Source organism: Microcoleus sp. MON2_D5, from assembly GCF_036701905.1.
Lineage (GTDB): Bacteria > Cyanobacteriota > Cyanobacteriia > Cyanobacteriales > Microcoleaceae > Microcoleus.
Genome location: NZ_JAUBRM010000128.1, coordinates 1 through 13,049 on the forward strand (window position 1 = coordinate 1; position 13,049 = coordinate 13,049).

13 protein-coding genes are annotated in these 13,049 nt (G+C 46.0%); 6 read left to right on the plus strand and 7 right to left on the minus strand.

The features are described 5' to 3' along the window. Positions 1-27: 27 nt before the first annotated feature. The 4 genes from QUA47_RS28110 to QUA47_RS28125 form a co-directional block, all read right to left on the minus strand. The gene (locus QUA47_RS28110) at positions 28-450 is read right to left on the minus strand and encodes a hypothetical protein (protein ID WP_333433201.1); all 423 of its coding nucleotides are present in this window, start codon (positions 448-450) and stop codon (positions 28-30) included. Between the two features lie 65 nt (positions 451-515). Then, complete coding sequence (locus QUA47_RS28115; RefSeq protein ID WP_006635910.1) at positions 516-767, minus strand: TIGR02450 family Trp-rich protein; 252 nt, start codon at positions 765-767, stop codon at positions 516-518. Between the two features lie 628 nt (positions 768-1,395). After that, positions 1,396-1,620, minus strand: coding sequence for a hypothetical protein (locus QUA47_RS28120; protein WP_006635912.1), 225 nt, complete (start codon positions 1,618-1,620; stop codon positions 1,396-1,398). A 1,509-nt stretch (positions 1,621-3,129) separates the two neighbouring features. Next, positions 3,130-4,962: a caspase family protein gene (locus tag QUA47_RS28125; RefSeq protein WP_333433202.1), complete on the minus strand. Its 1,833-nt coding sequence runs from the start codon at positions 4,960-4,962 to the stop codon at positions 3,130-3,132. A gap of 282 nt (positions 4,963-5,244) precedes the next feature. Between QUA47_RS28125 and QUA47_RS28130 the strand changes: the two genes are divergently transcribed. The 5 genes from QUA47_RS28130 (at position 5,245) to QUA47_RS28150 (ending at position 9,069) form a co-directional block, all read left to right on the plus strand. After that, positions 5,245-5,946 carry a V4R domain-containing protein gene (locus QUA47_RS28130; protein ID WP_006635915.1) on the plus strand — a complete coding sequence of 234 codons (702 nt, stop codon included), beginning with the start codon at positions 5,245-5,247 and terminating at the stop codon, positions 5,944-5,946. Between the two features lie 94 nt (positions 5,947-6,040). Beyond that, complete coding sequence (locus QUA47_RS28135) at positions 6,041-6,307, plus strand: hypothetical protein (protein WP_190656584.1); 267 nt, start codon at positions 6,041-6,043, stop codon at positions 6,305-6,307. 170 nt (positions 6,308-6,477) lie between these two features. Beyond that, positions 6,478-6,948, plus strand: coding sequence for a phycobilisome protein (locus tag QUA47_RS28140; protein WP_333433203.1), 471 nt, complete (start codon positions 6,478-6,480; stop codon positions 6,946-6,948). 50 nt (positions 6,949-6,998) lie between these two features. Further along, positions 6,999-7,661 (plus strand): V4R domain-containing protein, encoded by a 663-nt coding sequence (locus tag QUA47_RS28145; RefSeq protein WP_190656588.1) that lies wholly within the window; start codon positions 6,999-7,001, stop codon positions 7,659-7,661. Between the two features lie 241 nt (positions 7,662-7,902). Further along, a complete protein-coding gene (locus tag QUA47_RS28150; protein WP_333433204.1) occupies positions 7,903-9,069 on the plus strand; it encodes a pentapeptide repeat-containing protein in 1,167 nt (388 codons plus the stop codon). Positions 9,070-9,086: 17 nt separating this feature from the next. Here the strand turns inward: QUA47_RS28150 and QUA47_RS28155 are convergent, their stop codons facing one another. Beyond that, entirely contained in the window at positions 9,087-9,557 is a 471-nt protein-coding gene (locus tag QUA47_RS28155) for a phycobilisome protein (RefSeq protein ID WP_190656592.1), read from the minus strand. A gap of 38 nt (positions 9,558-9,595) precedes the next feature. After that, complete coding sequence (locus tag QUA47_RS28160; protein ID WP_006635922.1) at positions 9,596-10,078, minus strand: 2Fe-2S iron-sulfur cluster-binding protein; 483 nt, start codon at positions 10,076-10,078, stop codon at positions 9,596-9,598. 500 nt (positions 10,079-10,578) lie between these two features. Between QUA47_RS28160 and QUA47_RS28165 the strand changes: the two genes are divergently transcribed. Beyond that, a complete protein-coding gene (locus QUA47_RS28165; RefSeq protein ID WP_333433205.1) occupies positions 10,579-12,516 on the plus strand; it encodes a serine/threonine-protein kinase in 1,938 nt (645 codons plus the stop codon). Positions 12,517-12,551: 35 nt separating this feature from the next. Here the strand turns inward: QUA47_RS28165 and QUA47_RS28170 are convergent, their stop codons facing one another. Continuing rightward, positions 12,552-12,725, minus strand: coding sequence for a hypothetical protein (locus tag QUA47_RS28170; protein ID WP_333433206.1), 174 nt, complete (start codon positions 12,723-12,725; stop codon positions 12,552-12,554). Between the last annotated feature and the right edge of the window lie 324 nt (positions 12,726-13,049).

A 13,049-nucleotide genomic window follows, 5' to 3' on the forward strand; every position in this document is an offset into this window, starting at 1 on the left:
TCTTTTTTCACAGTTTTACTAGCTTTTTCATTTTGGCGCTTTTTTCATATATTTGCAAAAGTGAGATGCACCCTGTGCAAAACTCCCTTCACGGATTTGAGCATCAAATGTAGCTCGATCGATCCGGTTGGGCAGTGGCGTTGTAAATCCTCCAACTATTTGAAACTGCTGATCGTCGTTCTTCTGATAAGCAAACACGCTTCCTGGTTTCAACCTATTGAGACTGCTGACCAGTTTTTGGATCGTCGCAGGTGGCATTTCTGTAAAACCTGCGGGCAAGTCTTGTAAAGTCACGACTAGGTTGGACAAGTCCCCTGCGGGAGTTGGAATATCGGCAGACAGAATATTGCTGCGATCGCGAACTGGAAGGGCGATCGACACTTCGGAAAATCCACCGGCTAATGCAGCACTAATTAGCAAACACACCAATAAGACAACTTTTTTTTTCATTATTTTACCCTGTTGCTATTAGTCATTACCCCTGTCTACCTCACTCTACCCCACAGCGCTGTCTTTTAGTCTGCTGTTTCTAATTCCTCTAATTCTTGCGTAGACTGCCATCCAGCTTGCCAGAGCGATCTGTCTTTGAGTTGTGCGGCGTTGAGCCAAAAACGGACACTTGGATCGCAAGCCGCCACCATTTCTGCAAATACCCATTTACCTTCGTTTTTTCGGTTGACCACTTGAAAGTGTCGCCACCCCCAAGTTTTTTGGTGTGAAGTCCATCGGGAACCAACTAAATAAGGAAATTTTTGTTTTTTGCTCACAGTATTTTTGTGGAAAAATATATTAGAAAGCAAGTGAATTGTAATAACTCGTTCTGTTTGATGATATTAGTTCCCTTTTAAAGGTCGTCCAATCCTCTCCCCCTCTCCCCATCTCGAACATAACAGATAATATAGAGGCGCTGCAGCTTACATGAGAGTTTACCTAAACTCTATCTGCAAGTAGATGCGTTTATTGTAACTTGCAGCATTTCCCACTCGGGGTTCAAAAGTAAGGGCAGTTCAAAGACTGCCCCTGTAATTAGTTATACCTATTGAATAGGATAATTTTTCAGGCGATCCACCAATAGCCTATTTATCCAATACGAGCTAAATCGTGAATCTCAAATCTAAAAGCAAATAACCCAGGTTATAGTTGTGCACAATAATCCGTTCTGTGAAACTTAGTCAAATCTACTGTGAGAGCAGGTTTGACGCTCACTTCCTGCTTCGACCAAGGCGATCGGCCGCTTCTTGTCCACAGGCGTGTTTTCGAGCCCAACTTTCCCTACAAACATTTTTTCAATCTTAATCGTGTTTCATTGATCCTGTACAGCTCAATAAAAAAGCACTTTTAGGTAAGATTGACTAATTTCTTTGATTCTGCAGCTACCTCTTGATTACTTCCCTGTTAAGGCTTTTGGCCGGATAAGTCCAGAGGAAGTTGGGGAAGTCGGAGGCGAACCGCATTTGTTTGCAGCCATAGAGTGATGGCGTGCTTCCGTTGCGGAGTCACATACTCTCCCGGTCGGATCACGCCAGCACAGACGCCGATGTTTTTAATAAGGGTTTCTCGCTCCGATGAACTTGCACCCTGTAGCAACCTGACTTGGGCTTTGATAAAATCCACGTTCATAGCTGAAAGTAAAAGTAAGTAAAGAACTCAGTTAAATAGCGATGCTTTGGTTCCGATTGTAACTCTAAAACCACTTGGTATGAATCAAATTGATTCAACATCCCCAGGATGGGGATCGGGGCGTCTAGAGCTAGCCAACTTTATTTACTTTATCTGTTTTTGCTAGCAAAAGTGTCACTATGCTAGCAGTTTTGGCACAATTATTTATAGTTAAGAACTGTTACAAATTTGGCTCAATTTCCACAATACGGCAGAGTTTAGTGCTAACGCTACTCTCCGGAACTCAAAAAGTTCAGCATTGTCTCCAACTCCTTGCCTTCCTAGGTTTTACCCTCCCCGATTGGGAAGCGATCGCTCGGGGAACATTCCTCTTCGAGCGCCCCTCTTAACACCCGGACACTGCCACATCACCCTATTGATTTAGATCGTCCCGTAGGCTTGGCTGGGGACTATAACTTCAGGCATACGTGTTGTTACCGGGGCTACAATAAGCGAGTAAGTTTTTATTCTTGTTTCTCAAGGATATATTTTTTGGATTTTCTTGCAAAGCCCTTATTTATGTTAATTAAGGCAGCTTAGCGATGTCCGGGGAAAGGAAGACTCGCAGCTTGCCAATCCAGGTATTTTGTGCTGTCTGGCGGTGAATCTGTTTCCTGAATTCCTTAGGGGCGATCGCTCGTTCGCTAGAATTGCCAATAACTGATCATTTTGTATAATTCATAACATATCGCTCAATGCTAAGAATTTAAAAACAGCACAAGTTTAAACAGTCTTCCACCCCTTGACCGCTCCTAATAGCCCACCAAGAGGGGTAAAACAAATTAACTCTGCATACCCTATTATTTAAGGCGATTTTGCTTTGGTCATTGGCGTTTAATAGCAATTAAATCTTGCCCAATTGGCTAGTTCTTAAAGTAATGATTAACTCGATATTAAGCTAATAACTCTAATTGCTACAATCCAAAAATTAACTATTTTAATGGTTCATTAAAATTAAGTCATTTACGACTTGTCGATCGACTTATTTTTTCAAATAAATATCTTTACAGCCATCTTTATTGTTTTAAAAAAATGGTTTTTGAAGTTGGAAGCGTCGGTTTATGGAACTCTGCACGTGAATTAAAGATATTAATTAACCGACGTTACACCATTTGAGGATTATTGTGGGGAGTAGGGGTTAGGCCTCCCACCTGCTGTGAAAATACACGCCTTCGGAATACGAGAACCCATCCCATAAAAAAAATTAAAATCATCCCGCTATTACGCAACCCCAATTAACCAGCCCATAAGATATCTTTCACTCTACAAAAACGAACCGACCAGGCAGCATATAAAATCCCCTCACGCAGAAGTTGCGGAGGGGCAAGGGTTAATAAAATTATTGGTTTTAAATTATCGATGTGTAGATCTCTTTTTGCAGTATCAAGAGGTATCGAGCGACCTATCGACCTATTTCGGCCAGTCGCTAAGATAATTTCCCGGCGAGAAACCGAGAAATTATCAACTAAATCAACCTTTTTTCTGGCGTTGGAGTTTAGTTTTCCAATTGGCGATCTCTTTCTGAGCAGGCTGATAACTCTGAGTACCCGACGGCACCAGCGAAGCAGCTTCAACTGCCTCTTTAAGCTTTCCTTGAGAACCGCGCAACTGAGCAATTTTGAGAATACTTTCGCTCCATTCTCCAATTAACTGTTGAGCTTCTTCATACTTCGGCTGACCGGGTGGAATTTTATTAGCTTGCTGGATGCCTTTACTGTAAGAAGAGGCAACCCCCCGCTTAATTTGACCCTTAGCAGCCGATAGCAAAGCAATATTTACATCCTGGTCTTTGGATAGCTCCTCCCACTGAGCGATCGCCTGTTTCGACTGATTGTAAACAGGCTGATTGACATCAGGCATCAATTTAGCCGCCCCGATCGCCCCCTGGAAATCGCCCCGAGCAGCCCGCCCGTTAGCTATATCCAAAATTGTCAAACTCCAGCGCTCAATATCCTGCTGAGCCTGCGGGTAGAGCGGATCGCTAGCCGGAATCGTTCGAGCCTTAACCACTGCTTTATTAAAACTAGAAGCCGAACCATCCTTGAGGAAAGTTTTCGCCTCAGCCCACACCTGCTGGCTCGATGGTGGCTGCTTGGTTCCAGTCCCCGCTTGCACCGCCCGCGGTTGGTTCTGCGATCCCCCAGTACCAGTAAATTTTTGAGATCCAGAGTTTTGGGCATTTTCAGTCCGCGATCGAGGATCTCCTTCTTGCTGACCAACAAAAATTGATTTGTTCGTCACAAAAACACCCAACAGCAGCACCACAGCCGTAGCTGAACTCCATAAAACTAGCTGCTGCAAAAATGACTTATCCGACCCCCCGTTATGCTCATCCTCCGGCTTTTGCAAGTTCGGTCGATCGCCCCCCCGATCGGCAGGGGCCACAGCATTTGGCTGCGACACAGGCGGCTTCTCCACCGGCAAATCCTGAGCATTGCGAACTGCCGGAGGCAGATCTATTCGAGCCGTAGCTGTCGCCATTTGCGGGCGATCGAACCCATCAGCCGTACCAATCGTCATATTGCCGTTGCGTCCGGCCAACGCAGAAGTTGGTACCCCTGAAGCATCCGGCAAAATCACCAAATTAGCCTTCCCCGGAGGATTCACCACCATCAAAGGTTCTTGTTTCGGACGCAAATGGTGGTCACACAGCTCCGGCAGTCGATCGCTCAAAAAACGGTCTAAACCCTTAATGGTCATGCACTGTCCCGATCGTAGCCCCTCCAAAAGCGCCGTCGTAAAAAACCCCTGACGCAAAGCCGAAGTTTCCCGCGAAACTTGATTCGGGCGGCAAGAAAGCACCGTTGGGATTTCCAGTTCCCGCGCCAGCTCGACCGTTTGAGAGCCGATCGTTTCCCCCGCTTTCACAATCTGGCTGCGGTTCATATCAACCAGCACCAATACCGTTTCCGTAGGAGCGTTTTTCAGAGTATTCAACAGCAACTCTACCGGAATCCCCGTACCCTGAATGTCAGCCGGATTGCCGTCAACAGGCATCAAATAATCCTTACCTTCATAGCTGACACCGTAGCCGCTAAAAAAACACCAGAGTAAATCTCCCTGTTGCACATGTTCCGCGCAGAGGCTTTGGGTCAATCTCAGAATATTTTCCCGATTTGGATATGTAGATTGACCCCACAGCGACGGCGAGCTATCGGTCATCAGCAGACATCCATCCGGCGCAAAACCCGCCTCCTCAGTCAAAAAACCGTACAGAGCCTCTGCATCCTCTTGGGCATAACTCAAAGGCTGGAGTAACTGATATTGATTGATGCCTATTGCAATACAAGCGTGATTTTTCATCCCCATATGCCCTATATATATAGTGGACAGCTTGCACAAAACGATAACACATAGCCGTTTAAGGTTATACCCACTTTCGTCAGCACTCAGAGAGCAGTTGTCCGAAGGCAGAACTCCCAACAAGCCCCCAAATTTAGCATCCTAGAATTTTTAATTTTTATATTGCAGTGAAAATTTATACCCTGTGCCTGCCTTTAGAAAAATAAAGTTAAATTGGATACACAGGCTAGTCTATTTGACTCTAATTTTCACCAAACTACACGAAAAAGGAATAACCCGCCAATGGTCTCTACCGCTAAAAAAGAAATCTCCACCCACAGCGAATCGCTACTGAAGCAAAAGCATCCTAAAACTCACAGCCACTATAGGTTTCAGGATTTTTTTGCCTTCGATCGCCAGATGGGTACAATTGACGACTGGAATCAGTCGCGCAACATTTTTACCAGCGAAGACTTCATTATTGGTTTGGTGGAGGGGCTCGAAGAAGAAGTCGGCCCCGCGTCCTCTGTCATCATGTATACTATTGGTTGCCAGTGGGGACTCCAAGATTCCGAATTTTTTCAAAAATGGTTTAGTGCCGAATACAGCCAGAACATTCGCCAGTCAAATCTCATGTTTCTGCTAGAAACTTGGTGGTGGCCTTTCACGGCTCAAGGTTGGGGTCGCTGGGAAGTGGACATGAGCGATCGCAAACACGGCTGCATCTTCATCAACCTCTTTGACTCAGCAGTTGCTCGCACATTGGGAGACGTAGGCAAACCGGTTTGTCACCTATACGCTGGTTTGTTCGCCGGTTTTTTCGGCTCTCTAGTCAAAAAGCCTCTGAGCTGCATAGAACTCCAATGTTACTCAATGGGAGAAACCTATTGCAAGTTCCTGCTTGGCAACCCAGATAAAATTGATGCAGCAGCATTCTGGCTCAACGAAGGTGCCAACGCCCGCGATATTCAAAATCGACTGCAACACGGTGAAATATTGCGGTAAACAACCTGGAAAGGCACATCCCCTGCCCTGCCTTTCCTCCCACCAATTTCGCGATTGAAAGTGCGATGGTGGATTTCTCCAGGCAGGAAGAAAGATGAAAAGTCAAACTTCATGGTTGGACCAATCTGTCCAAGAATTCTTTGGTCACTATAATTGGCTGGGAAAATCTTTAGAAACCCCAACTGGCTCGACCCCCGGTCAACTTCTGAGTTTAACCCAGCCAGTAGCAGACTTTTTTCAAGCTATTTCTTGGGAAGGAATTCCGGAAGTAGGTGCCCTACCCCTACCGCCACCCTTGCCAGTAATTTCTATTTCTGAACAAGCAGAAGTCACCATTGATGACCTATTTGACCTGTTTTAATCTCTGTACGTAATGGAAAATAAAAAATAGGGCAATCCCTCCTCCATCTTCCCTCACCCCTCTTTCCTCATCCCTCAAAATCAATTAGTTAAATCCGTTAAATCCCGTACATTGCTCGTTGCCGAACTTCCTTCCTTTTATCAATTACCGATTACCACTTAATTAAAATCATGCACCCTGAGATTGAGGCGCTGCTGGATCAGGCAGAAAACCGCTTTTTAAAAGGCGAAGAACTCATAGCTTTTAAGCGTCAAGCTGTAACCCTTGTCCAGCGCTTAAAAATTTACGAATTTTTGCGAGAGAAGGAAGCAAGCATCTTCCAACCAGTAGCCAACAAACTACAAGAAACATTCCCCGACGAAAAGCAAGAAACCTTAGAACGATCGCTCAAACACTGGGTTTTAGTCTTGCGGTACTGCGCTATGGCTATGCTGCTGAACGATCAAAATTTTCTAGAACAGCGCCTTGTAGACTGGCTTTCCGGCATAGTCGAAGCCCACCAAACTCACAATATCGAAGCAACTGTTTGCAATCTGCTGCAAACTCGTTTAAAAGAATTGCTTTCCGAGCAAGCCCGCGCTATATTGCAACCATTTTTCGACCAAGCACAGTCAATTATTATTGACCCAGGTAATAAATAATCAGCTTTCTTCCCAATTTCCAATTCCCGATTCCCAATTCCCAATTTCCGATGATTAATATTGCCGACTTACTCAAACAGCCCCGACTCCCTGGAAACTACTTTGCCAGCGATGCCTACGTCCGAGGCGACCTCGAACTCGGTCTCCTCGAAAACCGCCGGGGTGATCGGCTCTTAGCACTCCCAGAAACACTGATTCAAGCCATTTATATCGGCTTAGAACAAGAAACAGGTCAAGCCTCCCGCCTCGTGCTTTTCAACTGCGGTCGCTGGTGGGGTAAAAACTTCTACGTGCGTTTTTGCGAAGAAGTCAGCGAATACTACGGTCAGCCAGTTTCTGAAATGGAAATGGTAGAATTTCTTCAGTCCTTGCAGCAGTGTTGGAAAACTCATGGATGGGGAACCTTTGAGCTTGACCCCAGCTATTCGGAACATGGATTTTTAATAGTAAAAATTGCTAACTCTCTTTTTGCTAAAACAGCCCCCAAGTCTAAGCGACCAGCCTGTTTTTTAGAAGCAGGTATTTTAAGTGCGTTCTTTAGTCAGCTTACGGGTCGAGAACTTCACTGCCTGCAAACATCCTGCGAATCATTGGGTTCGGACTGCAACCGCTTTATTTTAGGACTGCGCGATCGCCTACAACCTGGCGATTCTATGGTCGAAGAAGGAAAAGATCATGAAGCTATTCTCAGTCAACTTTTCCAAAAAAACTGACTAATTTGACAGCTATTACTTTGTTGCTAATAGCTGTCAAATGATTGTTGGGCAGCCATATTATCCACTGTATCATCAAAACTGTGAGTTAAATAATAAAAAAGAGCCTGAGTCAAAAAATCCGGTTTTAGCAATTTAAATAAAACCTGATTATAACGAGCAGCTAGAAAATTCATAACTTACTCTAGAAACTCATAAAATTTAAAAGCAATCAAAACCTCAAACATTTTGCTAGAACTTAATGGACGCCAATGAACTTCTAACTCGATATGCAGCCGGCGAAAGAGATTTTAGACTGGCAAATCTGCGCGGCATTGTGTTGAGTCCGATCGATTTATTCCGTTCCAACGATGCCCCAACTCTAATTTTGGCAAACCTCAACCAACACCAGCAACGACCCTACTTAATTGGTGCTAACCTCAGCGGGGCGGACCTCACCAAAGCCCATTTGAGCAGAGCCAATCTCAGCAAAGCTGACCTCAGCGGAGCCAATCTCACCGGTGCTAACCTCATGGCAGCTAGTCTGAGCGGCGCCAATCTCATCGGTGCCAATCTCACCGGCGCCAACCTCGCCGGAGCTCATCTGAATTGGGCAAACCTGACCGGAGCAATTCTTCCCAATGCTAATCTCATAGGTGCAGATATGAGCGCCGCTAACCTCACCAAAGCGGTTCTCACCGAGACCAATCTCAGTAAAGCCTATCTGATTAAAGCCAATCTCAACGGGGCAAACTTCAAAGATGCTTACTTAAGTCTAGCGAGTCTGAAAGAGGCAGACTTGACCGAAGCACAGCTCACCGGAGCCGAATTATCCAAAGCCAACCTAGCGGGAGCCAACTTAACCCGTGCTAACCTCAGCAAAGCCAACCTTTTGAAAGCTAATCTCAGGCGAACTAACCTCACTCAAGCCTATTTAAACGGCGCGTGCTTGATCGGATCAGACCTTAGCGAAGCTTGCTTGGATAGAGCCAATTTGTGCAAAGCAGACCTCAGCAAAACCTACCTGAGAAACATTACTTTGAATGGCAGCCACTTAAGCGGTATTAACCTCAGCGGGGCAGACCTCAGCGGTGTAGACTTGAGCCGCAAACTTTTAACTGGAATTAATATGGCAGAGGCGTTGTTAAACGAAGCCAACTTGAGCGGTGCTTATCTGATGGAAGCTAACTTGAGCGGGGCAAACCTCAGCAAAGCCAACTTGAGTCTAGCCTACCTGATCAATGCCGACCTTTCTAATTCTTGTTTGCATGAAATTAACTTGAGCAAAGCTAACCTGAGTAAAGCCAACTTGCAGAAAGCTGACTTGACAGGAGCCAACCTCCGGGGAGCCATTCTCACTGAGGCGGATTTGACGGGAGCGAAGTTGATTGGAGCCACTCTTCCTAATGGCACAGTTTATCGGCGTTAAGTTGTCAACCCCCTTGATTATTTGCCGAGTAAAGTGCGGTTGATGTCCAGAATCGGAAAAAATAGGTTCCTTTCTTCCACCGTGAGATATTGTTTGAGGACCTTTTTCATCACCTCGTAGGTCACGGTTGCACTATTTCTAACTTGAACAGCGCCTAAAATAGTTTGCAACCAAAGTAGTAGCCGATCGCGCAATCGTTCCGTATCATTAATCAACAGTGCTGCCGCCGAATGCCTCAACACCTGCACAATATCTCCACGGCACTTTTCAGTGACATCGTTAGCCCCCCGCCGAAATAAACTAGGGTCTAGAGACAGCATTTGTGCTTCCACTTGCCGTATAATTTCTGTTTCAGAGGCTTGAATTTTTTTATAAGCACTCATCCGGTGATTCAAAGACTGAAAGTAGTCTTTCAAAAATTGGAGTTCTTCTGCACTGGCGTAGCGTCCGTCTGCTTCCATGCTCAAACGCGCAAGTTGGCTCAACATAGATTTTTCTCTACTACTAAAATACAAACATATCAGTTTTAAGCTTCTTTAGTCCGAACTAAATACTGTCCTACTTGAAAGCGGGTTTCATTAAGCTGTGTAACGATAGAACGAGTAATTAACTTACCTGATTCTACAACTACTTGACCCGTAATTGGGTGTAATAAATCTTGCTGGGCCCGGCGGCCGATCAGAGCTTCGACATTTTCAATAGCATTAATGTACATCCCTGCAGGCAACTGTACAACCACACCCTCGCCCATAATTTGAGCCTGACAAGCAAGTCGCGAATTGGCTTTAGCCGTAGTAATGACTTCCAACGTCCTTCTCTCGCGCCGGTTCATGTCCGACAAGCCTTCCATGCCTTCTTTAATGTAAACATGGCAGGTAGCGCACATTCCCCGCCCCCCGCATTCCTTGAGAACGTCTAAGTCTTTGGAAAGTAAGGCAGACAGGATATTTGATCGGGTTTCGACTGCTATTTCCTCCGCAATTGGATCTAGTTTAATAATTTTAACCATATTGATGTTTGCTCCTGTCAAGTTCAGTATTTAGCAAGTTACGATCAACTTATTCAAAGCGCAAAAAAATTTGGCTAACACTCAAAAAGGTTAAGATGCCTTGACGACAGCATCGGCTTCTGGCTCTCTAACCCCTATGGCATAACCGCACTTCTGTTTTGGTCATCGCTGTTCCCTCGCCCCGATTCCCCAGCTTAGCCTTGAAAAGCTAAAACCTTAGATACTTTCTAGATGGCATTGAAAAAACTGTAATAGTCGCGATCGACTAAAATAGCAGCCACAGGTAGTTCCCGAGCGGGTATCGGCATCCGGCAAGATTGATAGTGATTCCGAAGCTCAATGATTTTAGTAGGTGCGACTGTGCGATCGCTCTCAAGGAGGCTGAGAATGAACCTGAGATAACATAGGCTGTACCTGGCGAGCGATTCAAAAATTTGAATTTTTGTCAGAATTATTTACATATTTTAATACTAGCTCAAGCTTTTTCTATAATTAGACCGATGCAACATTCTAAGTACCGCATTTTAGGGCTAGTCGGACAAGGACAATTTGGTCGAGTTTTTTGTGCCAGCCTTCGAGAAGCTCCCCCCCAGGACTCCCGCCTCACCAGCCAACTGGTTGCTCTCAAAGAACTTAGTCATCAAAAAGCCCCAACTAGCGAATTCTTGCGAGAGCTGTGGTTTCTGATCACCTTGCAGCACCCGAACATTGTTACCTGCCGAGCTCTAGAACACACAGCTACAGGCAGGTACTTGGTTATGGACTACTGCGAGGGAGGAACCCTCCGCAACCTGCTCAAACAAGACCGCCCCTTGCGTCTGCTCGAAGGTTTACAGCTAGTCATGGAAGTTTTAGCCGGCTTAGACTACGCCCACCGCCGAGGCGTTGTTCACTGCGACATCAAGCCCGAAAATATCCTCCTAACTTTAGGAGCAAAAGGTTGGTCGCCCCGACTTTCTGACTTTGGCATCGCGCGTAGGCTGCCAGAAATTGGTACCACTCGCCTCCACCAAGAAATTTCTCCCGACGCTACCGTAGGTTCCCCCGCTTACATGGCCCCTGAGCGGTTTTACGGTCTTTTTTCCCCGATGTCAGATATATATGCAGTAGGAATTCTGCTGTTTGAACTGCTAATGGGCTACCGCCCTTTCGGGGGAACCCCCGGAGACTTGAGGTGGGCGCACCTGAATCAACGCTTGCAATTTCCCGACGCCATCCCCGAACCTTTGCAAGCAATAGTCAAAAAATCTTTAGAAAAGCTGCCAGCCCGCCGTTTTGCCAGTGCTTCCCAAATGGCTCAAGCTCTGCGGCTGATCATGTACGACCCCGCTGTCAGGCAATTGGGCGACTGCATTATTCCTTGGGAAAACCCCACAACCAGTGGTGATAAAAGCCTGAAGTCTGAAACTGAGTCTTTGCTAGAAGTTGAAGAGGAAAAAGCATCACTGTCGGCGATTAATTTACTTCGGAGTGTGCGCTATTCGCTTTCGCAGCCCCAGCCACTGATACTTCCAGCACCGTTGACCGCTTTAATTGCCACTGAAACGTATCTCTATGCTGCTGTAGGTACAGAGGTGAAGGTTTGGTCTCAGCCGGGAAAACAGCTAGTTACAGAAGAAATGTCTATTTCTATTTCATTAATGCCGGAAATCGTGCGCGGCATTTTACCTGTTTCCAACGGCTGCTGCGTTCTCACTCCGCAAAAACTTTACTGGCTCAATGAGCGCTCTTGGGAGCCTCAGTGCTTGCTGGATATGGGTTTGAGGCAAGGTTCCGATGCTTTAAAAGCAGCTGTAGACTCTTACGGCAACTGGTTGACAGTAGCGGTTCCGGGCGAACTGCGTTTTTATTCTTTAGCTGCAAACAGCACTGCTGGCAATCAGAAAAAAGCCCTGAAGCTGATCGCTACTGTCCCGTTACCAGAACACTATTTACCAGAATTAAAGTTTTTGGATCGGCGACACGTCTTAGCAGTTTGGGCGGACAACGAACCAAAAAATCCCCAAACTATTTTTAGAGTTTACACTCGCCGCGGCACGTCGGTGGGTTCTGTGCGGTTGTCTGCCAGCGTGGGACAGATGCTGTTGACACCTGAGCCTTATACTTTGCTGGGAATTCCTCAAGGTGGTAAAGCGGCGGTGCTGTTGATGAAATTGTGGCCGCTCAAGGTAGCACGAATTCCTCTTGAAACTTTGCCCGTGTCTGCTTGTGTGGCTAATTGGGGATGGGTGTTGGCAGATGTTAGGGGGCAGATAGAAGTGTTAAACAGTCAAGGGATTCAAGTAGGGAGTTTTAGCAGCCCCGCCTCACCCCGGGCGATAGCTCCCTGGGGCAATAGAGGTTTGGTGATTGCTGTCAATACTGAGGAAGAAAGTCACTTGCACTTTTTAGATGTAGATGTTGAGGAGAGCAAGTCGCCCTCGATCGTCAAAGGCTAATAACTGGCGTAACTGAAGGAGTTTCGGGGTGTAATTCAGGAGAGTGTATTTGCGGGCGATCGACTTCTGGGAGTTTGATCTGGGTTAGAGTACCGCGTCGTGTCAACTTCCGGATTTTGCATCAGAGGAATTGTTAAGGGCGATCGGCTCAATCTGAGATCCAAACGTCCCTCAGTAAAGTCCAAGAAATACAGACACCACTTACACATATATGACTCATGCACCAGCCTGCTTCTGTCATCCTAACCCCATGATGCAGCCTCACACCTTACACTCTAACTTTGCCTTACCTATACTCCAAGTAAACCCCATCATATTGAACGACTGAGTTCTTCTACCCATGCGCGGGAAATAGTCCGCCCAAAAGCCGTATTGTGGCCTAAAAAAAGCGCTCATAGTTAAAAGAAGAGTCAGCGCTCGGATAGCCGAGCGGTGAAGGAGAGCCGAAACCCTTGTTGTGTATAGGTTCAAAAAAAATCAAAAATAATTTGGCAAAACGCTTGACAACTCTGGGGAGAGTTGATACATTAATA

Coding starts and splice junctions, on each gene's coding strand:
- QUA47_RS28110 (WP_333433201.1), bottom strand. CDS start 450: ATGAAAAAAAAAGTTGTCTTATTGGTGTGTTTGCTAATTAGTGCTGCA.
- QUA47_RS28120 (WP_006635912.1), bottom strand. CDS start 1,620: ATGAACGTGGATTTTATCAAAGCCCAAGTCAGGTTGCTACAGGGTGCA.
- QUA47_RS28125 (WP_333433202.1), bottom strand. CDS start 4,962: ATGAAAAATCACGCTTGTATTGCAATAGGCATCAATCAATATCAGTTA.
- QUA47_RS28130 (WP_006635915.1), top strand. CDS start 5,245: ATGGTCTCTACCGCTAAAAAAGAAATCTCCACCCACAGCGAATCGCTA.
- QUA47_RS28135 (WP_190656584.1), top strand. CDS start 6,041: ATGAAAAGTCAAACTTCATGGTTGGACCAATCTGTCCAAGAATTCTTT.
- QUA47_RS28140 (WP_333433203.1), top strand. CDS start 6,478: ATGCACCCTGAGATTGAGGCGCTGCTGGATCAGGCAGAAAACCGCTTT.
- QUA47_RS28145 (WP_190656588.1), top strand. CDS start 6,999: ATGATTAATATTGCCGACTTACTCAAACAGCCCCGACTCCCTGGAAAC.
- QUA47_RS28150 (WP_333433204.1), top strand. CDS start 7,903: ATGGACGCCAATGAACTTCTAACTCGATATGCAGCCGGCGAAAGAGAT.
- QUA47_RS28155 (WP_190656592.1), bottom strand. CDS start 9,557: ATGTTGAGCCAACTTGCGCGTTTGAGCATGGAAGCAGACGGACGCTAC.
- QUA47_RS28160 (WP_006635922.1), bottom strand. CDS start 10,078: ATGGTTAAAATTATTAAACTAGATCCAATTGCGGAGGAAATAGCAGTC.
- QUA47_RS28165 (WP_333433205.1), top strand. CDS start 10,579: ATGCAACATTCTAAGTACCGCATTTTAGGGCTAGTCGGACAAGGACAA.
- QUA47_RS28170 (WP_333433206.1), bottom strand. CDS start 12,725: ATGTGTAAGTGGTGTCTGTATTTCTTGGACTTTACTGAGGGACGTTTG.